Annotated in this window: 21 protein-coding genes (1 of these 21 running past the window's edge); 14 read left to right on the top strand and 7 right to left on the bottom strand. The window is 61.0% G+C overall.

What is annotated here, in order from left to right; translation table 11 throughout:
• A protein-coding gene (locus N2601_RS18185) for an ATP-binding protein (RefSeq protein ID WP_104821561.1) crosses the window boundary here: on the bottom strand, window positions 1-1,121 show its 5' portion. Its footprint begins 229 nt before the window's first position; only the first 1,121 of its 1,350 coding nucleotides appear in the window; its start codon is at window positions 1,119-1,121; the stop codon falls past the left edge of the window.
• Between the two features lie 3 nt (window positions 1,122-1,124).
• The gene (locus N2601_RS18180; protein ID WP_104821560.1) at window positions 1,125-1,844 is read right to left on the bottom strand and encodes a response regulator; all 720 of its coding nucleotides are present in this window, start codon (window positions 1,842-1,844) and stop codon (window positions 1,125-1,127) included.
• 355 nt (window positions 1,845-2,199) lie between these two features.
• On the opposite strand from N2601_RS18180, the gene N2601_RS18175 reads away from it, so the two are divergent.
• The 6 genes from N2601_RS18175 to N2601_RS18150 all read left to right on the top strand — a co-directional run bounded on the left by N2601_RS18175 (window position 2,200) and on the right by N2601_RS18150 (window position 9,995).
• The gene (locus N2601_RS18175) at window positions 2,200-3,036 is read left to right on the top strand and encodes a pseudouridine synthase (protein WP_104821559.1); all 837 of its coding nucleotides are present in this window, start codon (window positions 2,200-2,202) and stop codon (window positions 3,034-3,036) included.
• On the top strand, window positions 3,023-3,706 hold the full coding sequence (locus N2601_RS18170; RefSeq protein WP_104821558.1) for a phosphoribosyltransferase: 684 nt from the start codon (window positions 3,023-3,025) through the stop codon (window positions 3,704-3,706). Before N2601_RS18175 ends, N2601_RS18170 begins: the two co-directional genes overlap by 14 nt.
• Before the next feature lie 78 nt (window positions 3,707-3,784).
• Window positions 3,785-5,530, top strand: coding sequence for an SLC13 family permease (locus N2601_RS18165; RefSeq protein ID WP_104821557.1), 1,746 nt, complete (start codon window positions 3,785-3,787; stop codon window positions 5,528-5,530).
• Between the two features lie 129 nt (window positions 5,531-5,659).
• Window positions 5,660-6,604, top strand: a complete 945-nt coding sequence (locus tag N2601_RS18160; RefSeq protein WP_104824935.1) for a phosphoribosylaminoimidazolesuccinocarboxamide synthase — start codon at window positions 5,660-5,662, stop codon at window positions 6,602-6,604.
• 352 nt (window positions 6,605-6,956) lie between these two features.
• Window positions 6,957-8,414, top strand: coding sequence for an efflux transporter outer membrane subunit (locus N2601_RS18155; RefSeq protein ID WP_104821556.1), 1,458 nt, complete (start codon window positions 6,957-6,959; stop codon window positions 8,412-8,414).
• Between the two features lie 744 nt (window positions 8,415-9,158).
• The gene (locus N2601_RS18150; RefSeq protein ID WP_104821555.1) at window positions 9,159-9,995 is read left to right on the top strand and encodes an SH3 domain-containing protein; all 837 of its coding nucleotides are present in this window, start codon (window positions 9,159-9,161) and stop codon (window positions 9,993-9,995) included.
• Window positions 9,996-10,221: 226 nt separating this feature from the next.
• Here the strand turns inward: N2601_RS18150 and N2601_RS18145 are convergent, their stop codons facing one another.
• The 3 genes from N2601_RS18145 to N2601_RS18135 all read right to left on the bottom strand — a co-directional run bounded on the left by N2601_RS18145 (window position 10,222) and on the right by N2601_RS18135 (window position 11,214).
• A complete protein-coding gene (locus N2601_RS18145; protein WP_104821554.1) occupies window positions 10,222-10,464 on the bottom strand; it encodes a DUF982 domain-containing protein in 243 nt (80 codons plus the stop codon).
• Between the two features lie 353 nt (window positions 10,465-10,817).
• Window positions 10,818-10,940, bottom strand: coding sequence for a hypothetical protein (locus N2601_RS18140; protein ID WP_260303263.1), 123 nt, complete (start codon window positions 10,938-10,940; stop codon window positions 10,818-10,820).
• 85 nt (window positions 10,941-11,025) lie between these two features.
• A complete protein-coding gene (locus tag N2601_RS18135; protein ID WP_104821553.1) occupies window positions 11,026-11,214 on the bottom strand; it encodes a hypothetical protein in 189 nt (62 codons plus the stop codon).
• A gap of 256 nt (window positions 11,215-11,470) precedes the next feature.
• On the opposite strand from N2601_RS18135, the gene N2601_RS18130 reads away from it, so the two are divergent.
• The 6 genes from N2601_RS18130 (at window position 11,471) to N2601_RS18105 (ending at window position 20,001) form a co-directional block, all read left to right on the top strand.
• Window positions 11,471-13,837 carry a transglycosylase domain-containing protein gene (locus N2601_RS18130; protein ID WP_104821552.1) on the top strand — a complete coding sequence of 789 codons (2,367 nt, stop codon included), beginning with the start codon at window positions 11,471-11,473 and terminating at the stop codon, window positions 13,835-13,837.
• A gap of 293 nt (window positions 13,838-14,130) precedes the next feature.
• Window positions 14,131-16,047 (top strand): molecular chaperone DnaK, encoded by a 1,917-nt coding sequence (dnaK, locus tag N2601_RS18125; RefSeq protein ID WP_104821551.1) that lies wholly within the window; start codon window positions 14,131-14,133, stop codon window positions 16,045-16,047.
• Window positions 16,048-16,131: 84 nt separating this feature from the next.
• A complete protein-coding gene (dnaJ, locus tag N2601_RS18120; protein WP_104821550.1) occupies window positions 16,132-17,280 on the top strand; it encodes a molecular chaperone DnaJ in 1,149 nt (382 codons plus the stop codon).
• Between the two features lie 308 nt (window positions 17,281-17,588).
• A complete protein-coding gene (gene recF, locus N2601_RS18115; protein WP_104821549.1) occupies window positions 17,589-18,716 on the top strand; it encodes a DNA replication/repair protein RecF in 1,128 nt (375 codons plus the stop codon).
• 38 nt (window positions 18,717-18,754) lie between these two features.
• The gene (locus N2601_RS18110) at window positions 18,755-19,525 is read left to right on the top strand and encodes a molybdopterin-synthase adenylyltransferase MoeB (RefSeq protein ID WP_104824934.1); all 771 of its coding nucleotides are present in this window, start codon (window positions 18,755-18,757) and stop codon (window positions 19,523-19,525) included.
• Complete coding sequence (locus N2601_RS18105) at window positions 19,522-20,001, top strand: GNAT family N-acetyltransferase (RefSeq protein ID WP_104821548.1); 480 nt, start codon at window positions 19,522-19,524, stop codon at window positions 19,999-20,001. Before N2601_RS18110 ends, N2601_RS18105 begins: the two co-directional genes overlap by 4 nt.
• Before the next feature lies 1 nt (window position 20,002).
• Here N2601_RS18105 and N2601_RS18100 read toward each other — a convergent pair whose 3' ends face one another.
• Window positions 20,003-21,004 (bottom strand): 2-hydroxyacid dehydrogenase, encoded by a 1,002-nt coding sequence (locus tag N2601_RS18100; protein WP_104821547.1) that lies wholly within the window; start codon window positions 21,002-21,004, stop codon window positions 20,003-20,005.
• Window positions 21,005-21,185: 181 nt separating this feature from the next.
• Between N2601_RS18100 and N2601_RS18095 the strand changes: the two genes are divergently transcribed.
• Window positions 21,186-21,725, top strand: a complete 540-nt coding sequence (locus tag N2601_RS18095; protein WP_104821546.1) for an SH3 domain-containing protein — start codon at window positions 21,186-21,188, stop codon at window positions 21,723-21,725.
• Window positions 21,726-21,815: 90 nt separating this feature from the next.
• On the top strand, window positions 21,816-22,424 hold the full coding sequence (locus N2601_RS18090; protein WP_245463914.1) for a cadmium resistance transporter: 609 nt from the start codon (window positions 21,816-21,818) through the stop codon (window positions 22,422-22,424).
• Window positions 22,425-22,520: 96 nt separating this feature from the next.
• On the opposite strand, the gene N2601_RS18085 is transcribed toward N2601_RS18090, so the two are convergent.
• Window positions 22,521-23,513 carry an adenosine kinase gene (locus tag N2601_RS18085; RefSeq protein WP_104821544.1) on the bottom strand — a complete coding sequence of 331 codons (993 nt, stop codon included), beginning with the start codon at window positions 23,511-23,513 and terminating at the stop codon, window positions 22,521-22,523.
• Window positions 23,514-23,721: the final 208 nt, after the last annotated feature.

Raw genomic sequence — 23,721 nt, 5'->3', positions numbered from 1 at the left:
TCGCCGACGATAATGGCGGCATGATCACCGCGGCGCTCAGTACAAATATCGGCCCTGCCGCCATAACGCAGGGCATTGTCGATCAGATTATCCAGCACCCGGGCCAGCGCCGTCTGCGGCATCGTCACCGCCAATTCTCGTCCGAGCGGTGAAAACGAGACGAGGTCAGGTCCGTCCTGGCGCTCGGCGACAAGCGCGCAAACGGCCGCATTGAGATCGGCGATATCCCTTCCTCCGGAAACGACGGTGCTGCGGGCAAGGCCCAGAGCCTCTTCAACGAGCCGCTGCATGGCCTCGATATCGGCAATCGCCCGCTCGCGATGCGGCGTATCCGGCATCATCTCCATGCGCAGACGAAAACGGGTGAGATAGGTTCTGAGATCATGGGAGATCGCCCCGAGTATAAGGGTGCGGTTGTTGATCAGGGCGGCGATGCGCAACTGCATGCCATTGATGGCGCGGATCAGCATACGCAGTTCGCAAGCGCCCCGTTCCGGAATATCAATCGGTTGCAGGCCTTTGCCGATAGAATTGACAGTGCGCGACAGGCGCGTCAGTGGCCGGGTCTCGCGGGCCACGGCGACGACCGCGATCACCGCCACCAACACGCCGAGAAGCCCGGCCATGAAACCCACGGGAACACCGCGCAGCCGCACCGTCGGCGTATCGGCTAGGCTGAAGACGGCAACCTTGCCGCCGGCAACGCCGATCGACACTTCGATCGTCCGGTCGGGAGCACCGACCGAAAACCAGCCCTGCGGCCGTTCGGGCAGCGAGCGCAGGCTGAAATAGCGGTCGCCGAGCGCGAAATTGGCAAGTTCGCGGGCCAGTTTGCGGCCAAGCGTCGGGTCGGCTGCATCACTTTGCGCGGGCGCCGCGGCATCGACCAAGCGCAGATCCAGACCGGTAGTGTTCAGTGCCCGTACGGCCTGCTCCTGCGCCTCGGGCGGAATGGCATCGAGGAGGCGTACTGCCGACTTGACCTGCATCGCCGGCGATAGCTGATGACTGAGCGGCGAGTCCGGTTTCAAACTGGCGGCAACGAAGGCGGCGAGCTGGATAATGAACAGCGCCACGGCGACGATCATGATGATGCGGGAAACGAGACCAAGTTTCAGCATGGTTCAGACATCCCTCACATCGACGGTCAGAAGGTAGCCGGCATTGCGCACGGTAGTGATGACCTGTGCGCCATCGGGCAAATAGTGCGCAAGCTTGGTGCGCAGGCGCGAGACGGTCACGTCAATGGTGCGATCGAAAGGATCGGCGCCGCGTCCGCGCGTCCAGTCCAGCAATTGGTCGCGCGACAGCACCCGGCGCGGCCGCTCCAGGAAACAGACAAGCAGATCGAATTCCGCAGTCGTCAGGCGCACCGGCCCCTCGCCTTCGATCTCGATCGCCCTGCCGTCGAGATCGACGATGAGGCCCGCAAAACTCTTGCGTCGGCGCGGACCGCCGCCCTCCTCGGGGCGTTCGGGGCCGGCGCGGCGCAGGATGGCGCGGATGCGCGCCAAAAGCTCGCGCGGATTGAAAGGTTTGCCGAGATAATCGTCGGCGCCCATTTCCAGGCCGAGGATGCGGTCGATATCATCGGACTTCGCCGTCAGCATCAGGATCGGCACCTGGCTGCGCGCCCGTATGCGACGGCAAGCAGAAAGGCCATCCTCGCCCGGCAGCATCAGATCGAGAATGATGAGATCGGGAAAACCCCTGGCCAGCGCGCGATCCATGGCGGCGGCACTTTCGACCGCCTCGACGGCAAAACCCTCGCGGCTCAGGAACTCCTCCAGAAGCGCCCGAATTTCGCGGTCGTCCTCGACCAGAAGAAGCGATGCAGAAACCATGGATCATCCATGTGAGGCGAAGGGCGGTTTTGACAACAGGGAAACGGCCGGTGATACAAACTGTAACAAATTTCCGCCATTCTGAAAAATTCCGGCAACAGACGCCATGCAGGTTTCGCCGCGACGGCCCCCCTCCGGAGCGGGCGGCGGCAGCTACCCCGGCACCGCCGCACCCGACCCATCGCCGCTCCGGTCCGCCGGCAGGGCTCGCGTTGACAAGGCGCGAGCCCTGTCTCTCCTGTGTGTTTCCCTTTGACGCGATTTGCGTCGCGACGTTCGTCGTGCGAAGGATTGGCCTCATGCTTTATCGGGCCGGTACGCCTAACCATCGACACAACAAGGACGAGGCAACGGGGTGAGCCAAAGGCGTGCGCCGCAAAGATCGGGCAAGGCGGGGAAGGCCCGGCAGGAGGCGGAGGGTAAGCGCGTGACCCTGCCGCGGGCGCTGTCGAAGCTCGGCTATTGCTCGCGTACCCAGGCCGAAGGGTTGATCGCTGCCGGCCGCGTTACAGTCGATGGCCGCAAGATTACCGATCCGGCTGCCTGGATCGATCTCGACCGGGCGCGGATTGCCGTCGACGGCATCGAAATCTCGGCGGAAAAGAAGCTTTATTTCATGCTGAACAAGCCGCGCGGTCTGGTGACGACACGCGACGATCCCGAGGGCCGGCCGACGGTCTACGACTGTCTGAGGGATATCGACGCCCGGCATCTAGCGCCGGTCGGACGGCTGGACAAGGCAAGCGAAGGGCTGCTTCTCTTCACCAATGATACCGTGCTGGCGCAGGCGCTGCTCGATCCTGTCACGCATGTGAGTAAGATCTATCATGTGCAGGTTAACCGCATCATGGACCAGGAGCTCTTGAGCCGTATGGAACGGGGGATCGTCGACGATGGCGAACTTCTGACGGCCATCTCCGCCCGTCTGCTGCGCAGTGGCGACCGCAATGGCTGGATCGAAGTCGAGCTCAGGGAGGGGCGCAACCGGCAGATTCGGCGGATGCTGGAGGCTCTCGACATAGAATGTCTGCGGCTGGTGCGCGTCTCCTTTGGCGACATCGCGCTCGGCGACCTTGCGAAAGGCGCGGTCCGGGCGCTGACGGAAGCCGAGATTGTCGGACTTCGCCGCCGGGCGGGCATGGAAAAGAACGGACGAAATGGACTGAAGGCCGGACGCGATGCAGCCTCATGATTTCTGGCAGGAGATTGATCCGCCGCGAAGCTTTGATGCAATCAGTGAATTCCGCGATTTCTATGTGGCGGAACTGCCCGATGGGCGGCAGTTGCGCCTGCCGATCCGGCTGCTCGCCGATGGCGACCATGCGCTCGCTTCGCTGATCATCAATCAGGCAAGTTTTCCTGTGCAGGACGCGCTGGCCGAAGCGCTTGCCGTGCGCATTGCCGCGCATGATGTCGATGTCGTCGCCGGACTGGCGACCCTCGGGCTGACGCTGGCAAGCGCGGTTGCCCGGGTCCTCGGCCATCAGCGTTATGTGCCGCTCGGCACCTCGCGTAAGTTCTGGTATCGCGAGGATCTGTCGGTTTCGCTTTCCTCCATTACGACGCCGAACCAGGAAAAACGTCTTTATATAGACCCGCGCATGCTGCCGCTCCTGCAGGGAAAACGGGTTGCGCTGATCGACGACGTGATCTCGAGCGGTGCCTCTATCGTTTCCGGCCTGGAGCTTTTGGCCGCATGCGGCATCGAACCTGTCGTGATCGGGGCGGCCATGCTGCAGTCCGAGCGCTGGCGGGAGCGGCTCAATGCCACCGGCAAGCCGTGGGGCGAGCGGATCGTTGGCGTGTTTTCGACGCCGATTCTTGAAAAAGCAGGAAACGGCGGCTGGAACAAGCCTGCCTGACGGCAGTTCGGTGCCGGGGCTGTACAGGACCGGCAGGCTGGTTCATTCTAGGTCCTGGCGAATCTCCGGGACCCGCCCATGACGTTCGAACAAGCATCCCTGCTGATCCTTCTGGGCCTCATGCTGGCGCTGTTTTGTCTTGGCCGTTTCCGGATCGAGGTCGTTTCGATCGCGGGGCTGCTTGCCGGATATGCGCTGGGCCTCTATCCGGCGGAAGGGGTATTTTCCGGCCTCGCAAGCCCGGTCGTCATCACCGTGATCGAAATCCTGCTGATCGTGCAGGTGCTGGCGCGGGCGCAGCTTTTCGGCGCGCTGGCGGATCGCCTGCTTGCAACAGACCTGCCGACCTCTGTGATTATCGGAGCGCTTGCCGGACTGACGGCCTTCATCTCGATCTTCATGAACAATATCGGCGCCTATGCCATAGCGCTGCCGGTGGCGCTGCGCATTGCCGATGTCACCGCCATTCCGCGGCGACAGTTGCTGATCCCGATTTCCTTTTCGGCACTCCTTGGCGGATTGGTGTCGCTGATCGGCACGCCGGCCAACCTTCTGGTCAGCGATGCCCTGCTGAGGGTGACCGGACACGGTTTCCACTTCTTCGACTTCGCCTATGTCGGCCTGCCAGTGGCCATCGTCGGCGTGATTTTGATTACCGCAACCGTCCCGCGGCTGTTTCCCAAATCAGGTGAGGAGGATGCGGCGCCGGGCCAAGCCATAGACCGGCAGATGATTACCGAACGCCGTATACCACATGGCTCTCCCCTGGTCGGGCAGCGGCTGGTGGACTGCCGCCGGGCCTTCGGTCTTCAGCCGCATGCCCTGATCCGCGGCAGCCTCTTCGTCCCCGCAGTCGAAGGCACTGCGATCGAGGCTGGCGACATTCTGCTTGCCGAGGGGCCGGATGTTCTGTTCGACCGACTCTTGGCAAAAGGCGTGCTGATGCTCGAATCCCATCCCGACCCCTATGGATCCGATTTCATTCGCAGCGAAGCGGTAGTCATGCCGCAAAGCACGCTGATCGGCTCGCGCATCCAATCGCTGGAGGTTTTTCGCTCGCGAGGGGTTGCGATAACCGGGCTTTCCATGCGCTCGCCGCGCATCGAAGGGCGCTTCGACGATCTTACGCTGTCGATCGGCGATATCCTCAAGCTGGAAGGGCCGAGACACGCCATCGCCGAAGCACTGGAGGAATGCGAATGCCTGCCGCTGGCCGCAAGCTATGATCATACACCGCCGCTGCGCTCCTTCTGGCCGCTTTTCATTTTCGCCTGCGGCGTGCTTGTCGCCGCCACCGGTCTGCTTCGCCCCGAGATCGCGTTTGCCGGCGTCATCCTGGCGATGGCGCTGCTGAACTTCATCAACCTGCGCGCCGCGATCGCCGATCTCAACTGGCCGATCATCATCATGCTGGCGGCGATGATCCCGCTCGGCGCCGCGGTGGCGACGTCCGGGACGGCGGAGATGCTGGCGGGCGGGCTCGGCACGATCGTGCCGATCGAGCGACCGGTTTTCGGTGTAGCGCTCATCCTGTTCCTGGCGATGGTGATCACCCCTTTCGTCAACAACGCCACGGTCGCCATCGTGCTGACGCCGGTCGCCTTCGAACTGGCGGCCAAGGCGGGGCATTCCGCCAACGCCTATCTGATTGCCGTCGCGGCCGGCGCCTCGCTCGATTTCATCACGCCCTTCGGCCATCACAACAATACGCTAACCATGAGCATCGGCAGCTATCGCTTCACCGACTTCCTGCGTGCCGGCTGGCTGTTGACCATTTTCAGCTATGGCCTGGCGCTCGCGTTGATCGGCTGGTTCTGGATCTGAGGGCGCAGCCGCGCTGAACGGATGACGATGATCCCGTCCGAAAATCGATTCCGATTTTCGGCATTATGCGTTAAGGGTCCAACCATGAAGCGTCCGCCGGGCGGATGCACGAGCCTACTGGTGACTATGTTGCGAATTCTCTCCGAAGCCCATTTTCCGGAACTGCCCAATTGTTACCGCGGCAAGGTGCGCGAAAATTATGACCTGCCGGATGGGAGCCGCATCATCATCAGCACCGATCGGCTGAGCGCCTTCGACCGCATCCTCACCTGCATCCCTTATAAAGGACAGGTGCTGACGCAGACAGCCCGCTACTGGTTCGAGGCGACGAAGGACATTTGCCCGAATCACGTCATCGCCTATCCCGACCCGAACGTCGTCGTCGGCAAGCGGCTGAACATCCTGCCGGTGGAGGTTGTCGTGCGCGGCTACCTTGCCGGCACCACCGGCACCTCGATCCTGACGCTCTATAAGAAAGGTCAGCGCGAGATGTACGGCATCACGCTGCCGGACGGCATGCGCGACAACCAGATCCTGCCGGAGCCGATCATCACGCCGACCAGCAAGGAATTCGACGGCGGCCATGACGAACCGCTGACGCCGGCGCAAATCATCGAGCATGGACTCCTGACGAAGGAGCAATGGCAGACATTATCGGATTACGCGCTGGCTTTATTCGCCCGCGGCCAGGAGATTGCCCGCAAACGGGGGCTGATCCTCGTCGACACGAAATATGAGTTCGGCACCGACGAAAACGGCAACATCCTTCTTGCCGACGAAATTCATACGCCGGACAGCAGCCGCTACTGGTTGGCCGACAGTTACCAAGACAGCTTCGAAAGGGGCGCGCGCCCCGCAAGTTTCGACAAGGATTTCGTCCGCGCCTGGGTGACCGAGCGGTGCGATCCTTACAAGGACGAGATACCCGAAATTCCGCTCGACCTGATCGAGCAGACCTCAAAGGTGTATATCCGCGCTTACGAAGCGATCACGGCTACGCCCTTTGTTCCCGACGACCGCGGTGCAACACCGCGGGATAGGGTTCGCGCAAACCTCTCCCCTTATTTCCCATAACAAACCGTCCGAATGGTCATTTCGCCCATCGAGTGTCTGGAGACACCGTCCTTTAGTTGCGCAAAATATGGTATTTTTGCGCACTTACCGCTTAAAGTAGCAAGGCGGAGGGTATTTTTTTGCAACACTTCATAATTTTTTTACCGGAACCCCCCTATTTGTCATGTTCCCACACGTGTTCCGCCGCGAAAAATCGCAAAAGGCACTGTGCTATTGCAAACTTGTTGATAGATTGACGCCGAATGCTTCGGGTCGTTTGTTGGTATTGCGTAGACAGAAGCGCCGACACACATGGGGGTCACGCTGACCCCGTAAGTTAGTGATCATGTAAAATGAATTGTGGGATAATGTGATGGTATCCATTCGTACTGCCGCCCCCGCCCTGCTGCTTCTTCTGGCAGGTTGCGTCAGCGGCCCCGATCATAAGCCACCGGAAATGCCCCTCGCGGCCAAGTTCTCGGAGGGCGGTACGAAGATCAACGGCGACGTCTCGAGTTCACAATGGTGGACCGCCTTCGGCGATAAGAAGCTGAACACCCTGGCTGAGCAGGGACTTGCAGAAAACCTCAATATCCAGCAGGCGCTGGAACGCATCAATCAGGCGCAGGCGCAGGTCGTCTCGGCCGCAGCCGGCGGAATGCCTAGCCTCCTTGTGTCAGGCGGCAATACGACCAGCGGCCAGAAGGGCGGCCTGCGTACGGAAACCGAAACGCGAAACACCACCAGCGGCGATGCCACGGCTTCGTGGCTGCTCGACCTGTGGGGCCAATATCGTCGCGCCAAGGAAAGCGCCAACGCATCGCTGGATGCGGCCTATTCCAACGTCGACGTTGCTCGCCTGACCTATCTGCAGGATCTGGCGAACAGCTACGTCAACGTCCGCTACTATCAGGCCCTCATCTCGATCGCGCAGGACAACCTGAAGTCCCGCCGCTCAACGCTTGAACTCACCAAGTTCCAGCTCGACGCCGGCGCCGCGTCCCGCCTCGACGTCGTCCAGGCCGAAGGTCTCGTCAATTCGCAGCTTTCTCAAATTCCAGGCCTCGAAATCAGCTACCGCCAGGCGGTGCATCATATCGCGACCCTGCTGAACGTACCGTCGCAGACCATTATCGCCCAATTGCACGGTGGCGGCAGCCAGCCGGTATTCCGCGGCCGCGTCGATACGGGCGTCCCGGCCGACCTCATCCGCAACCGGCCCGACATCCGTGTCGCCGAGCGTAACCTTGCCGCTGCGACCGCTCAGATCGGCGTGGCAGAGGCCCAGCTCTTTCCGACGATCACGCTCGGCGGTTCGATTTCGCCGTCCTACATTCACACGAAGTCCATCAGCGGCAGCCTGACGACCTGGTCGTTCGGCCCAAGCCTGTCGCTGCCGATCTTCGACGGTGGCGCGTTGCGCGCCAACGTCAAGAACGCCGAATCCACCAGCCGCGAGCAGTATATCGTCTGGAAGCAGACCGTGCTGTCTGGTGTCGAACAGGTCGAAAACGCCCTGTCGGCTGTCAGCCGCGATGCTCAGACGGTTGCCGCACTGCGGGCGCAGGTGAAGTCCTATCAGGAAGCCCTCGAACTCTCGACGGCAAGCTACAAGGACGGCGCCTCTTCGCTGCTCGACGTTCTCGATGCGCAGCGCAACGTTTCAACGGCGCAGGAAAGCCTCGCCCAGGCGGTTCAGCAAAGCGCTCTCGACTACATCTCTCTGAACGTCAATATCGGCGCCGGCTACATTCCCGCCAAAAAGGTAACCGTAGCCGCAAAGCCGGATGCCAAGGTCGTCAAGGTCGCTGCCAAGAAGACCGTCAACTAAGGATACCGCCCGGCTTCGTCGGGCGCTTCTCATACGAACCGCCGCAGGAAACTGCGGCGGTTTTTCTTTGGTCGAAATAAATGGGGCCAAATTAAAAATGGCGCGCTCCGCTTCCGCAAAGCACGCCATCGAAAAACAAAAAGGCCGGAGCAAACCGGCCTTTCGTCATCCACCCTCACATCAGTGCCAGTACATCCGTGGTCAAAGGGAAGGTAGAACTGCAGCCAGATTGATCGCGAAAGGTTAACGCAAGGTCAACGTCAGTTCCGCAACCGCCAGGGAATGAAAACGGCTCGCTCTAAGCGCGCCAAGCATCCACCGGCTGTCTGACTGCAGCCCATATCGGGTGGCAAGGTGGCGATTTCAAGGCCGTTAAATTTATTCTCAAAGCCTTATTACTGCAGAACGCGCCATTCCGCGCACTAAAGCCTTAGTAACCCTCAAGATAATAAGTGAAGCTGCCTAAAATTTAATGCAAATTTTGAGAGTTAAGCGCGTATCCGTTCAACCTGCATTCATGCAAATTCTCGTAAAACCGCTGAAAAGATTGAAGGAATAGCGCTGGGCCCTAACCAAATCCCGCGACCGCGCTAACTTTTATCTTATCGAAACTGGAAACGGCGTGCCGGGTCCTGTAACCGCACCGCATGTCCCTTGGTGGATATGCTGGGCAAGCGGGCAACAGCAATCAGCGCAGCCGCCGGGCAATCCTATCCTGCCGGCGACGCGCAAAGGAGAGCATTGATGAGACATAAGCTTCTTGCCGCACTTGCGCTGACCGCATTCATTGCGATCCCGGCAATCGCGGAAGCCGCAGAGGGTTTTTCCACCGCCAACGTCAACATGAGGTCCGGCCCGAGCACGCGGTATCCGGCAGTGACCATGATCCCCATCGGCACACCGCTGGAAATCAACGGCTGCCTCAACGAAACGCCATGGTGCGACGTCTCCTTCTTTGGCGGGCGCGGCTGGGTCGCCGGTCAGTACATCCAGGCAACCTACCAATCGCGCCGCATCTATGTCGGACCGCGATATTACCGGCCGCTCGGCATTCCGACCATCACCTTCAATTTCGATGATTATTGGGATCGTTATTATCGTGGCCGCGACTTCTACCGCGACCGTGACCGCTGGCGGCGCGGACCAGGTTGGGTAGACCGCCGCCCGGGTTGGGACCGCGGATCGGATTGGAACGATGAACCGGACCGCAATTGGGATCGTCGCCCGTACCGAAACCGCGACTGGAGCGACCAGCAGGACAATGATGATTGGCGCCGGCGAAGAGACCGCAATCGCGACTGGGACAATAACCAGGACTGGGGTCGCCAGCAGCCCGACGACAATCAGGGTTGGGGCAACCGTCGGCGTGACAGCAACCGCCAGGACGACCAGCAGCGCCGTCCCCAGCCGCAACAACAAGAGGCGCAGCCGCGGCAGGTGCAGCCTCAGCAGGTGCAACCACAACAGAACAATCCACGGCCGAATGCCGGTTCGCCAGGTCCATATAGCCCAGACCATGTCGATCCCTGCCCGGCAGATCAACCTAATTGCCGTATGACGCCAAGAGGCTCCAACCGGTAATCTTGCCTTCATGGCAGCGAAATGATGAGGCCAGCGACTGACATCGCTGGCCTTTTGCATGGGTTCATTAGGGATCGGAAAATCCGGCCGTTCAGCGGGGATGCGACGGCGAAACCGGGACTGACGATGTGGGGGATGAGCGCGTCTTAAAGCTGCGCGACGGCGACCGGCGTTCGCCGGCTCAGAAGGGTTGAGCAATCAGGCGGCGTCGAAGCGCCGCGCTGCCTCAATGGATTTTCAAATGCGCTTCGCGCATCGCCGAAATAAACATCTCGCGGGCTTCTTCAGCGGATTTCCGTCCGTCGATCGCAGCTCGGCAGACGCTTCTCGCAGCCACATAAAGCGGACCGCGCCGATCTGGCCAGAGGTTAGCCATGCAATTCAAGGCCTCGGAAGGGCCGGTGACCATCTGAGAGCTGCCTTGAGCGAAACCGATCTCGATCGGGTTGCTCCATTTGATATGTCGCATGAATACTCCTCCTCACGCGCTACCACGTGCTTGGAACCGTCCTGAAGACGGCCGCACAACTCCACTATAACCTCAATCAGAGCATTCGAAAATATGGAACATTGCAAACGCTTCTACCATCTGAAGAGGCAAATTCGCCGGCTGGATGAAGCGGCCGACGAATGAGTAGAGTTTCACGTAAGGATAAAGCTTTTAGCGAGCGTAAAGTTCCAGTGTGACTGGAGCACGCGGCATTTTCCGCCAAACGGGACGATATCAGGATTTTTGCGATCTGGAATTAAACCGTCCCACCCGTAGCGCTACGGATCTATCGGCCGATTGATGATCTCTTTGCGGTGAGCCGCCAAATGCACTTACTTTTCCCGTGCAATCCGCTTGGCATCATCGGCCGAAAAGCCGGCGCGACGGGCCAGCCGTTCCAATCCGAAAATCCGATCGAGCTGATCGATCAGCCACAGTTCAAAGCGTTTCCACATGATAAGGCTCCCCCGCAACGGACCAACTGGTCGCCCAGGATGAACGTCGCGTCCGGCCTATCCATCCGCTCTAGCGAAACAGCTCCTAGCGAAATAGTGGGGGCCTCTGCGCGTTCGACAGCAACTCCTGCTTGGTGGCGAAGTCGCCGAACAGCTTCTTCAGCCGAATTTCCTCTTCCTTGCAAATCCGATGGCGCCGCACGAAATCCTCGACACTCCAGACTTCCCGCAGCTTATTTTCGCCGACCTTCTCGAAGTTGATATGTGAACTCATTTGCTCGCCCTCTTATTTTATGAGGAGAGAATGCACGAGAAAAACAAAAGTTCCTTGAACAAACCCGTTGTGGATGGACAAATGCTGCCGCTGCGACCGGTTAAGGATGTTTTTAATTCCTCCTTAAATCGCCGCATTTACAGTTCACCGGGGCTTTGATGCCCAGGCGGCGTAAACGCGGGGAACGAGCGGGCGCGTAGCGGCCCCGGCACCAGACATCGGAATATGGAACCATCGGGGGTAAGACCGGTCCGCAATGGCAGGCAAAAGCAGATCAGGCCAGAGGATAGAGCCCTCGTTTTCAAGCGGCAGCGAACGCGGCGATGATGGTTTCAGCGCGGGCGAGCGGATTGCCGGCGGCGGGCGCTCTTCCCGGCGCAGCGAGGACCCTCCGCCGGACAGGCCGCGCCGCGCCAAGAGCCGGCGCAAGCAGCCGCGGCGCGAGCGCGGCGGTGGTTTCTTCGGCTTCGTGCGCTCTGTGATTTATTGGAGCCTCGTGCTCTGCCTCTGGGCCGGCATCGGTGCCGCCGGTCTCGTGGTCTATTACGGATCGCGCATGCCGAACGCCAGCACCTGGGCCATTCCCGACCGGCCGCCGAACGTCAAGATCGCCGATCTCGGCGGCAGCATCATCGCCAATCGCGGCGCGACCGGCGGCGAAGCTCTGACGCTGAGCGATATGTCGCCCTATATTCCCAAGGCGATCGTCGCCATCGAGGACCGCCGCTTCTATTCACATTTCGGCTTCGATCCGATCGGGCTTGGCCGTGCCGTGGTGACGAACGTGCTGACCGGGCATGCCGTGCAAGGCGGCTCGACGCTGACACAGCAGCTAGCCAAGAACCTCTTCCTGTCGCCGGAACGCACGCTGGAACGCAAGGTGCAAGAAGTGCTGCTCGCCATCTGGCTGGAGCACAAGTACACCAAGGACCAGATCCTTACGATGTATCTGAACCGCGTCTACTTCGGCGCGAACGCGTATGGCGTCGAGGCGGCGTCACAACGCTACTTCAACAAATCAGCCCGCGACGTCAATCTCGGCGAAGCGGCCATGCTTGCTGGCCTCGTCAAGGCGCCGTCGAAGCTGTCGCCCGCGCGCGATCCCGCCGCGGCCGAGGCTCGCGCCCAACTCGTGCTGCAGGCGATGCGCGACCAGGGCTTCATCAGCGAAGCCGATATCAAGACGGCGATGTCGCAGCCGCCGACGCACGCGACGAGCTATTGGAACGGCGCCCAGAACTATGTCGCTGATATGGTCATGGACCAGCTTCCCGGCCTGATCGGCGGCGCCGTCAAAGAAGATCTGACGGTGGACACCACGATCGACACCTCGCTGGAACAGAAGGCCGAACAGTCCCTGAACGATGTGCTTGCGAAGGACGGCAAGAAACTCAACGCTTCGCAGGCCTCCCTCGTCTCCGTAGATGCAACGGGCGCCATCCGTGCACTGGTGGGTGGGCGGGACTATGCGCAGAGCCAGTTCAACCGCGCCGTCACCGCCAAGCGCCAGCCGGGCTCTGCCTTCAAGCCCTTCGTCTATACCGCTGCGCTGGAAATGGGCCTGACGCCGAACTCGATCCGCAACGACGCGCCGGTGAAGATCGGCAATTGGGCGCCGGAGAATTACGAGCAGAAATATAACGGACCCGTGACGCTCGCCACGGCCGTCGCCCATTCGCTGAACACGGTGGCCGCCCAACTTGCGATGGAAGTCGGACCGGAGCAGGTGGTCAAGGTCGCGCATCGGCTCGGCATTGAATCCGACCTGCAGGCCAATGCCTCGATCGCGCTCGGCACATCGGAAGTTTCGCTGCTGGAGCTGACCTCGGCCTATGCCTCCTTCATGAATGGCGGCTACAAGGCGACGCCGCATGTCATCACCAAGGTGACGACCGCCTCCGGCAAGGTGCTCTACCAGGCGAACTTCGACAATCCGCCGCGGGTTTTGAATCCCGATGTCGTCACCAACATGAACACGATGATGACCGGCGTCATTAATTTCGGCACCGGCAAGGCGGCCCGCATCCCCGGCTGGCAGGCGGCCGGCAAGAGCGGCACCACGCAGTCCTTCCGCGATGCGCTGTTCGTCGGTTTCACCAGCCATCTGACGACGGGCGTCTGGTTCGGCAATGACGACGGCAAGTCGATGAAAAAGGTCACAGGCGGTGGGCTGCCGGCCAAGGCCTGGAAGGAATTCATGGTCGCCGCTCATAAGGGCCTGACGCCGACGCCGATCTTCGGCGGCGGCCAGATCATCGACAATGGCGCGCCGGTGGTAGCATCCGCGCCGAATACCGACCAGCAGACGACGATCGGCTCGATCATCTCCGGCGCACTCGGCGGCAATGGCGGGCAGGCTTCGCTGCAGCAGGGCCAGCCGACGCTCCAGCAACGGCCGGCGCAGCAACCGGTTCAACAGCGCCAACAGCCCGTCGATCAGGCAACGCTGAATGACGATCCCGAGGATCTGCCGCCCGTGGGCCTTGCCGACAACAATCCCTACAGCTCGGACGAGTATGATAACGGCGATATCCCGCCTGCCGATATCGGCGATCCCGGCCCGATAACGGCGACAGTACGGCGGCACCGCTCCTCGCTTCTCGATGTCATCCTCGGGCAATAAGAAGCGATTCCTGGCATTGCCGCTTGCATGGCGGGGGCAAGGCTGATCTGATAGATGGTCGCGCCATTTCCCAAGGGTTCACAACCTCGATGTGGCACTGTGGAATTTGCGCGACAAACCATTCGTTTTGCTGGATTCCGGGTGATTTCCTGCCTTGCAGTCAGTAAAACCGCTACTTATATACGCGGCATCACCGCAGTCATGGCTGCGCAATCCTCAAGACCATCCCGTAAGGGGCTGTCAATGGAATGCCTGACAGGGGTTCCGATAGCTTGCTTCAAGGAGAGAATGACATGGCAAAAGTAATTGGTATCGACCTTGGAACCACGAATTCCTGCGTCGCCGTCATGGACGGTAAGGACGCGAAAGTGATCGAGAATGCCGAAGGCGCCCGCACCACCCCCTCGATGGTAGCCTTCACGGACGACAGCGAACGCCTCGTCGGCCAGCCGGCCAAGCGCCAGGCGGTCACCAACCCCACCAACACCCTCTTCGCTGTCAAGCGCCTGATCGGCCGCCGCTACGAAGATCCGACCGTCGAGAAGGACAAGCACCTCGTTCCCTTCACGATCGTCCGCGGCGACAACGGCGACGCTTGGGTCGAGGCACAGGGCAAGGGCTATTCGCCCGCACAAGTTTCCGCAATGATCCTTCAGAAGATGAAGGAAACCGCCGAATCCTACCTCGGCGAAAAGGTCGAAAAGGCCGTTATCACCGTTCCCGCTTACTTCAACGACGCGCAGCGCCAGGCAACCAAGGATGCCGGCAAGATCGCCGGTCTTGAAGTTCTGCGCATCATCAACGAGCCGACCGCTGCCGCGCTCGCCTATGGCCTCGACAAGAAGGACGGCAAGACGATCGCCGTTTACGACCTTGGCGGCGGCACCTTCGATATCTCCATCCTGGAAATCGGCGACGGCGTCTTCGAAGTGAAGTCGACCAACGGCGACACCTTCCTCGGCGGTGAAGACTTCGACATGCGCCTCGTCGAATATCTCGTTGCTGAGTTCAAGAAGGACAACGGCATCGACCTCAAGGGCGACAAGCTGGCTCTGCAGCGCCTCAAGGAAGCTGCCGAAAAGGCCAAGATCGAACTGTCGTCTTCGCAGCAGACCGAAATCAACCTGCCCTTCATCACGGCAGACGCCACCGGCCCGAAGCACCTGACGCTGAAGCTGACCCGCGCCAAGCTGGAAAGCCTGGTCGACGATCTCGTTCAGCGCACCATCGCTCCCTGCAAGGCCGCCCTCAAGGATGCCGGCGTTACCGCGGCTGAAATCGATGAGGTCGTTCTCGTCGGCGGCATGAGCCGCATGCCGAAGGTACAGGAAATCGTCAAGCAACTGTTCGGCAAGGAGCCGCACAAGGGCGTCAACCCGGATGAAGTCGTCGCACTCGGCGCTGCCATCCAGGCTGGCGTTCTGCAGGGCGACGTCAAGGACGTTCTGCTGCTCGACGTGACCCCGCTGTCTCTCGGCATCGAAACGCTGGGCGGCGTCTTCACCCGTCTGATCGAGCGTAACACGACGATCCCGACGAAGAAGTCGCAGACCTTCTCGACCGCCGACGACAACCAGTCGGCCGTGACCATCCGCGTTTCGCAGGGCGAGCGCGAAATGGCTGCCGACAACAAGCTGCTCGGCCAGTTCGACCTCGTCGGCCTGCCGCCGGCTCCGCGTGGTGTACCGCAGATCGAAGTCACCTTCGATATCGACGCCAACGGCATCGTGCAGGTTTCGGCCAAGGACAAGGGCACCGGCAAGGAACAGCAGATCCGCATCCAGGCTTCCGGCGGTCTTTCCGACGCCGACATCGAAAAGATGGTCAAGGATGCCGAGGCCCATGCTGCCGAGGACAAGAAGCGCCGCGAAGGCGTGGAAGCCAAGAACCAGGCTGAAAGCCTGATCCACTCCAGCGAGAAGTCGCTGAAGGATTACGGCGATAAGGTCACCGAAGCCGACCGCAACGCGATCTCCGAGGCGATCGCAGCGCTGAAGGCAGCGACCGAAGCTTCCGAGCCGGACGCCGAAGACATCAAGGCTAAGACCCAGACCCTCATGGAAGTCTCCATGAAGCTCGGCCAGGCCATTTATGAGGCCCAGCAGGCGGAAGGCTCCACCGCTGATGCGTCGGCAGGCGGCAAGGATGATGTCGTCGATGCCGACTACGAGGAAATCAAGGACGAGGACGACCGCAAGCGGTCTGCATAATCGCAAGCCTCAACAGGTTTTGCTGCAACTCAGATCCGGCTGCCTTAGGGCAGCCGGAAATCCATTTCCGGGGTCTATTCCTTAATGGCAAAAGCGGACTTTTACGACACGTTGGGTGTCGCCAGAACGGCGGACGAAAAAGAGCTGAAAAGCGCTTTTCGCAAGCTGGCGATGAAATTTCATCCGGACAAGAACCCGGAGGATAAGGACGCCGAGCGAAAGTTCAAAGAAATCAACGAAGCCTACGAGACGCTCAAGGATCCGCAGAAGCGGGCGGCCTATGATCGTTACGGCCATGCAGCCTTCGAGCATGGCGGCATGGGCAATGGCGGCGGATTTGGCGGCGGCGGCTTCGGCGGCGGTGGCTTCTCCGACATTTTCGAAGATATTTTCGGCGAGATGATGGGTGGCGGACGCTCGCGCGGGCGCTCCTCCGGCGGTCGCGAACGCGGCGCCGATCTTCGCTACAACATGGAAATCTCGCTGGAAGAGGCCTTTACCGGCAAGACGGCGCAGATTCGCGTGCCGACCTCGATCACCTGCGATGTCTGCTCCGGCTCCGGCGCCAAGCCGGGCACGCAGCCGAAGACCTGCGGCACCTGCCAGGGCGCGGGCCGCGTACGGGCTGCACAGGGTTTCTTCTCGGTCGAGCGCACCTGTCCGACCTGCCATGGCCGCGGTCAGATCATTCCCGATCCCTGCACCAAATGCCACGGCCAGGGCCGCGTGACCGAAGAGCGTTCGCTTTCGGTCAACATCCCGGCCGGCATCGAGGATGGCACGCGCATCCGGTTGCAGGGCGAAGGCGAAGCCGGCTTGCGCGGTGGGCCTTCGGGCGATCTCTACATCTTCCTCTCCGTCAAGCCGCATGAGTTCTTCCAGCGCGACGGCGCCGATCTCTATTGCGCCGTGCCGATCTCGATGACGACGGCTGCCCTTGGCGGCACCTTCGACGTCGCGACCCTCGACGGCACGAAATCGCGCGTCACGGTTCCCGAAGGCACGCAGGTCGGCAAGCAATTCCGCCTGAAGGCAAAGGGCATGCCTGTGCTGCGCTCCAGCCAGGTCGGCGATCTCTATATCCAGATCCAGATCGAAACGCCGCAAAAACTCACCAAGCGCCAGCGCGAGCTGCTGCAGGAATTCGAGCAGATCTCCTCGAAGGACAACAATCCCGAATCAACGGGCTTTTTCGCCCGCATGAAGGATTTCTTCGACACGTTCAGCGACTGAGCTACAAAACAGCGGCGAATCACATTGCTTCACGTGAAACCGGCCGGTGATTCGGCCGGTTTTTTTATTTTGAGGGCGAATCACCCGCCCTCGTGGTTCGAGACGGCCTCATGGGCCTCCTCACTATGAGGGCTGATCTATGCGGTTCGGCTCGGGAGCTTCTCCACCCTCATCCTGAGCCTGTCGAAGGACGCGGGTGGCCCCGCCGTCGCTCCGATGCACCTCTCTTCAATGCCCATCGGCAAAATCCTTGCACTTGCGCAGGGTTCGGCATACGCCTCGGCCATCGACACGAATCCGGATGCCCGATGCCGCACAAGGTTTTCATCTCGCGCCTGAAGCTGACCGACTTCCGCAATTATGCGGCGGCGTCGCTTGTGCTTGACGAGCGGCATGTGGTGTTGACCGGCGACAATGGCGCCGGCAAGACCAATCTGATGGAGGCAGTCTCCTTCCTTTCGCCCGGACGCGGGATGCGGCGCGCGGCCTATGCGGATATCATCCGCGTCGATGCATCCGGCGGCTTTTCGATCTTTGCCGAGCTTGAGGGCATGAATGGCGAAGTCGAAATCGGGACCGGCGTCGACGCGACCGACGAGGCGACGGCGCGCAAGCTCAGGATCAATGGCGCACCGGCCAAGACCGTGGACGAGCTGACCGACCATCTACGCGTGCTCTGGCTGACACCGGCGATGGACGGGCTATTCACCGGCGGCTCCTCCGAGCGCCGCCGTTTTCTCGACCGGCTCGTGTTGTCGCTCGATCCCGCCCATGGCCGCCGCGCCAGCGATTTCGAGCGCACCATGCGCAGCCGCAACAAACTGCTCGCCGAAGGCCGATTCGATCCGTCCTGGCTTAGCGGCATCGAGGAGCAGATGGCGAGTCTCGGCATCGCCATGGCGCTCGCCCGGCAGGAGATGCTCGGCCTCCTCTCGCGGCTGATCGCGGAAACACGCGAGGCGACGCCCTTTCCATCCGCCGCACTCGAGCTCTCCGGTTTCCTCGACGGGCAATTCGATCGCCCGGCGGTCGATCTCGAGGACAGCTATGCCGAGATGCTGCGCGAAGGACGATACCGCGACGCGGCCGCCGGACGCACGCTTGATGGCCCGCATCGGGCCGATCTGCTGGTGCGTCATCGCGAGAAGCATATGGAGGCGGAGCGCTGCTCGACGGGGGAACAGAAGGCGCTGCTCGTCGGCCTCATCCTCGCCCATGCCCGCCTCGTCGGCAACTTGACCGGCCATGCGCCGATCCTGCTGCTCGATGAAATCGCCGCGCATCTCGATGAAGGCCGGCGCGCAGCGCTCTTCGACCTGATCGACGGGCTCGGCGGCCAGGCCTTCATGACCGGCACGGACAAGGCAATGTTTTCAGCGCTCGGCGAACGGGCGCAATTCTTTACCGTCGCGCATGGCGGCATTTCGAAATCATAGGCGGAGAATTTTCCGCGGAGCGTGATAGTATCATGGCCATGGACCCTTTGACCCCAGACGAAATCGCCCGTTACAAGCGCCACATCCTGCTGCCCGAAGTCGGCGGCGCCGGGCAGCAAAAATTAAAAGCGGCGCGGGTTTTGGTGATCGGCGCCGGCGGGCTCGGTGCGCCCGTGCTGCAATATCTCGCCGCCGCAGGCATCGGTACGCTTGGGATTGCCGATGACGACCGCGTCTCGCTTTCCAACCTGCAGCGGCAGGTGATCCACGATACCGGCACGATCGGCGAGCTGAAGACGCAGAGTGCGGCCGACGCCATTGCACGGCTGAACCCACATGTGCGCACCATTCGCTTCGAGGATCGTTTTTCCATCGAGACCGCCGAGCGGCTTCTCGCCGGTTTCGATCTCATTGTCGACGGTTCCGATAATTTCGATACGCGCTATGCCGCGGCCGACGCGGCCGAGCTGGCGCGCCTGCCGCTGGTGACCGGCGCGGTCGGCCGCTTCGACGGCTCACTGACGACGCTGAAACCTTATGAGGCCAGCGCCGACGGCACGCTGAACCCTGGTTATCGCGACCTCTTCCCCACGCAACCGCCCGAAGGCCTCATTCCCGCCTGCTCCGAGGCCGGGATCATCGGCGCGCTGACAGGCGTCATCGGCACGCTGATGGCGATGGAGGCGATCAAAGTCATTACCGGCATCGGTGAACCGCTGATCGGCCGGCTGCTGCTCTATGACGGGCTCGCCGCCCGCTTCGAAACCATCCGCTATCGCCGCAAGCGCGCCAAGGCCGCGGCCGAATGACCGGTATCACCCTTCAGCGTCTCGACGACAATTTCGGCCGCTGGAATGAGCTGCTTGAGCTCATTCTCGCCTCCTTCGCCTATATGGACGGACGGATCGATCCGCCCTCCTCGGCGCTGTCGCTGACCGCGCAATCGCTCAGGGAAAAAGCGAGAGCCGAAATCGGCTATATCGCATTTGATGGCGATCGATTAGCCGGCTGCATATTCTGCCGTCCGGAGCCGGACAGCCTCTATATCGGCAAGCTCGCTGTTTTGCCGAGCGCACAGGGCAAGGGGATCGGCAGGCGCTTGCTGAGTCTTGCGGAAACGACGGCGCAGGAGCGTGGCCTTCGTGTGCTGCGGCTGGAAACGCGGATCGAGCTAACCGGCAATCACGCCACCTTTGCCAATTGGGGATTCGCCAAAACCGCAGAGAATCGCCACGCCGGCTTCGACCGCACGACGTCGATCGAGATGCGCAAAGCCCTGATTTAATTCAGCGAAATGGCAGCACGCGATTCGGCGGGCGATGGCCGTCGATGAAGGTGCGGATATTGATGATGACCTTGTCGCCCATGTCGATGCGGCTTTCGAGCGTGGCTGAGCTCATATGCGGCAGCAACACCACCTTGCCCTCGTTGGCGAGCTTCACCAGCTTTGGATTGACGGCCGGTTCGTTCTCGAAGACGTCGAGGCCGGCGCCGGCGATCTTGCCTTCGCGCAAAATCTTGATCAGCGCCGTCTCGTCAATGACGTCACCGCGCGCTGTATTGACGATGTAGCTCGTCGGCTGCAGCAGAGCGAGCCGACGCGCCGAAATCAGATGGAAGGTCGCCGGCGTCGACGGGCAGTTGACGGAGACGATGTCGACGCGGGCAAGCATCTGATCGAGGCTGTCCCAATAGGTCGCCTCCAGCTCGTCTTCGGTCGCCAGGCTGACGCGCTTGCGGTTGTGATAATGGATGGAGAGGCCGAATGCCTTGGCGCGGCGGGCGACGGCGGTGCCGATGCGGCCCATGCCGACGATGCCGATACGCTTGCCGTGAATGCGGCGCCCAAGCATCCAGGTGGGCGACCAGCCGGCCCATTCGCCGGGCTTGTCCGTCAGCACGCGCGCACCTTCGGCGAGGCGCCGCGGCACGGCAAGAATCAACGCCATGGTCATGTCGGCCGTGTCCTCGGTCAGGACATTCGGCGTGTTGGTGACGGTGATGCCACGACGGGCCGCCGCTTCGACGTCGATATGGTCGGTGCCGTTGGAAAAGCTGGCGATCAGCTTCATCTGCGGCCCGGCTTCCTCGATCAATGCGGCATCGATGCGGTCGGTGACTGTCGGCACCAGCACATCGGCGGAGCGGATGGCTTCCACAAGCTCGGCCTGCGTGCGCGGCGTATCGTCAATGTTGAGCTCGGCATCGAAGAGTTCGCGCATCCGCGTCTCCACTGCATCCGGCAGTTTACGCGTGATATAGACCTTCGGTTTTTTCTTCGTCGTCATGGCGACCGGCGATGCCTTGTTCAGATGTTATTAACCAAGAAGCAGGATAATTTTCCCGTTCCGAGCATTTCTACCAGACCCGCAGGCGAAGACAAATAAAACTCGTGGGCGCGGCGCAGGGATTTGCCGATAAACCGGAACGATAGGCCGCCTTGGTCATGATGAGCGAACGGAAATCCCTATGCGTGGCAAAGTCCTGAAGTCCTGCGCTGTTTTCGCGATCGGCCTGATGATGGCCGGCGCCACCGCCGATCTTGCCGCGGCCCAGGCCGCCAAGGGACCGAGCGGATTGCCGCTGCCGCGATTCGTCACGCTGAAATCGAAGCGCGTCAACCTGCGCATCGGCCCGAGCGCCGACTACGCCGTGTCATGGCTTTATCTTAAGCAGGGATTGCCGGTCGAAATCATCCAGGAATACGACAATTGGCGCCGCGTGCGTGATGCCGACGGCACCGAGGGCTGGGTCAACCAGTCGCTGCTATCCGGCCAGCGCTCGGCAATCGCCGCGCCGTGGATGAAGGGCAAGGGCAAGGCGGTCTTCGTCAATATGCGCCGCGACGCGCAGCCGTCGAGCACCGTCATCGCCAAGCTCCAGCCGGGCGTGATGATGAACATCCGCGAATGCACTGGCGACTGGTGCCTGGCGACCGCCGACGGCACCGAAGGCTGGGTGGCGCAATCCGAAATCTGGGGCGCCTACCCCGGCGAAGCCTTCAAGTAAAAGAAAGCCCCTCAAAGCTCCATGGTAGCCGCGACCGCGTGATTCTTCGACGCGGCGATGCATCTGGCATCAAGAGCGGGAACGGTGATTGTGGAATATTTGTTCGGGAATCTCGGCATAGCGATCGTCCTGTTTGCATCGACGAACGTGGACGATATTTTTGTTCTGCTCGGATTTTTTGCGGACCGCAAATTCCACCCGCGCCAAATCGTCATCGGCCAATATCTGGGCATTAGCGTTCTTTGCGGCGTAAGCGTGCTCGCCTCCCTGATCTCTCTCGTTATTCCCGCCGCCTATATCGGCCTCCTCGGCTTGGTGCCGATCATTCTTGGCCTGAAGAAGCTATGGACGTTGTGGCAGGGCTTTGAGGCAGAGAGTGATCCGGAAGATCACGAAAAGGCGTCGATCGGGCATGGCAATATCATAGCCGTCGCGGCGGTCACCATCGCGAATGGTGGCGACAATATCGGCATCTACACGCCGCTATTTGCCACGCGCACGAGCGATGAGATCACCATCATCGCCATTGTGTTTGTCGTCATGACGGCTTTGTGGCTCGGCGCCGCGCACTTCCTGGTCAATCACCCGACGATCGGTGCGCCGATCCGTCGCTATGGGTATCGGGTGGTGCCCTTCGTTCTCGTGGCGCTTGGAATTCTCATTCTCCACGAGGCCGGAACCTTTCGGTTGCTATGGTGATAGATTTCGTTTGCTGGCCGTGACACCTCAAGCAAAAGCCGCTGCAGCGGTCTGCTGCGAGCGGCTTTCAATTTCAGCATGAGCCAGTGGGCGAGCTTAAAGAAGCCCGAATTCCTTGCCGGCTTCCGAGAGCGACCGCATCGGCCGAGGGCCGATCTGCTCGATGACGATAGCTGCGGCGAGGTTGCCGAGCTTGCCGCAGTCTTCGAGGCTGCGACCCTGCGTGTAGCCGAAGAGGAAGCCGGCTGCGAAGAGATCGCCGGCGCCGGTCGTATCGACGCGCTCCTCGATCGGATGGGCGTCGACGACATAGCGCTCGTTGCCGCGCACGATGACGGCACCGTCCTTGCCGGTGGTGACGGCGGCGATCTTGCAGTCAGCCGCAATCAGCTTCAACGCCTTCTCGAAATCATCGGTCTCGTAGAGCGACAATGCCTCGTCGCGGTTGGCAAAGACGATATCGACGGTGCCCGAGCGCATGAGATCAAGGAATTCGTGGCGATAACGGCCGACGCAGAAGCTGTCGGACAAAGTCATCGACATTTCGCGGCCATGGACATGGGCGATGCGGGCGCATTCGCGAATCGCCTCCTTGGCGCGCGGCGGGTCCCAGAGATAGCCTTCGAAATAGGTGACCTTGGCGTTGGCGACGACATCTTCCTCGACATCTTCCGGGCCAAGCTCGACGCAGGCGCCGAGATAGGTGTTCATCGAACGCTCGCCGTCCTCGGTGACGAAGATCATGGAGCGGGCAGTCGGCGGGAACGTGCCCTTCGGCTTGGTCTCGTAATGCACGCCCTGGGCGCGGATGTCGTGCGCGAAGATTTCTCCCAACTGATCTTCCGCGACCTTGCCGAAATAGGCCGCCCTGCCGCCGAAATTCGCAACGCCCGCCGCCGTATTGCCGGCGCTGCCGCCGGAGGCTTCGAGCGCCGGACCCATGCGCGAATACAATAGCTCGGCACGGTCGGCATCGATGAGATTCATCGCGGCCTTGGTGATCTTGTTGTCGATCAGGAACTGATCGTTGCAGCGGGAGATAATGTCGACGATAGCATTGCCAACGGTCAGTACATCGAAACGAGTCATCAAAAAGGGGGTCCCGGTATTGGTGATAGCCGGTATCCGGTATTAGCGGTTTTTCCGAAGTTTGGAAGGAAAATCGGTGTCCGATGAGGTAACTAAATCTCAACCAGTCATTTGCCTGTCACTTTCCATCTGTAAACACTTATCAAGTGAACGGGCATGGGATGCGGACAAGGCATTCGGGCCAGTTCTGGGAAGGTATGATACCTTC

Origin of the sequence: Rhizobium sp. CB3060, from assembly GCF_025200735.1 — a bacterium.
GTDB lineage: Bacteria > Pseudomonadota > Alphaproteobacteria > Rhizobiales > Rhizobiaceae > Rhizobium.
The sequence above is the reverse complement of the archived record's forward strand: the minus strand, read 5'-3'. Positions and strand labels throughout refer to the sequence as shown.

What these genes read in the sequence shown, in the direction of transcription:
- N2601_RS18155 (WP_104821556.1), top strand. Translation starts at nt 6,957, where the DNA reads ATGGTATCCATTCGTACTGCCGCCCCCGCCCTGCTGCTTCTTCTGGCA.
- N2601_RS18130 (WP_104821552.1), top strand. Translation starts at nt 11,471, where the DNA reads ATGGCAGGCAAAAGCAGATCAGGCCAGAGGATAGAGCCCTCGTTTTCA.
- N2601_RS18145 (WP_104821554.1), bottom strand. Translation starts at nt 10,464, where the DNA reads ATGCGACATATCAAATGGAGCAACCCGATCGAGATCGGTTTCGCTCAA.
- N2601_RS18180 (WP_104821560.1), bottom strand. Translation starts at nt 1,844, where the DNA reads ATGGTTTCTGCATCGCTTCTTCTGGTCGAGGACGACCGCGAAATTCGG.
- N2601_RS18165 (WP_104821557.1), top strand. Translation starts at nt 3,785, where the DNA reads ATGACGTTCGAACAAGCATCCCTGCTGATCCTTCTGGGCCTCATGCTG.
- N2601_RS18135 (WP_104821553.1), bottom strand. Translation starts at nt 11,214, where the DNA reads ATGAGTTCACATATCAACTTCGAGAAGGTCGGCGAAAATAAGCTGCGG.
- recF (WP_104821549.1), top strand. Translation starts at nt 17,589, where the DNA reads ATGCCGCACAAGGTTTTCATCTCGCGCCTGAAGCTGACCGACTTCCGC.
- N2601_RS18095 (WP_104821546.1), top strand. Translation starts at nt 21,186, where the DNA reads ATGCGTGGCAAAGTCCTGAAGTCCTGCGCTGTTTTCGCGATCGGCCTG.
- N2601_RS18110 (WP_104824934.1), top strand. Translation starts at nt 18,755, where the DNA reads ATGGACCCTTTGACCCCAGACGAAATCGCCCGTTACAAGCGCCACATC.
- dnaK (WP_104821551.1), top strand. Translation starts at nt 14,131, where the DNA reads ATGGCAAAAGTAATTGGTATCGACCTTGGAACCACGAATTCCTGCGTC.
- N2601_RS18170 (WP_104821558.1), top strand. Translation starts at nt 3,023, where the DNA reads ATGCAGCCTCATGATTTCTGGCAGGAGATTGATCCGCCGCGAAGCTTT.
- N2601_RS18085 (WP_104821544.1), bottom strand. Translation starts at nt 23,513, where the DNA reads ATGACTCGTTTCGATGTACTGACCGTTGGCAATGCTATCGTCGACATT.
- N2601_RS18105 (WP_104821548.1), top strand. Translation starts at nt 19,522, where the DNA reads ATGACCGGTATCACCCTTCAGCGTCTCGACGACAATTTCGGCCGCTGG.
- N2601_RS18150 (WP_104821555.1), top strand. Translation starts at nt 9,159, where the DNA reads ATGAGACATAAGCTTCTTGCCGCACTTGCGCTGACCGCATTCATTGCG.
- N2601_RS18100 (WP_104821547.1), bottom strand. Translation starts at nt 21,004, where the DNA reads ATGACGACGAAGAAAAAACCGAAGGTCTATATCACGCGTAAACTGCCG.
- N2601_RS18140 (WP_260303263.1), bottom strand. Translation starts at nt 10,940, where the DNA reads ATGTGGAAACGCTTTGAACTGTGGCTGATCGATCAGCTCGATCGGATT.
- dnaJ (WP_104821550.1), top strand. Translation starts at nt 16,132, where the DNA reads ATGGCAAAAGCGGACTTTTACGACACGTTGGGTGTCGCCAGAACGGCG.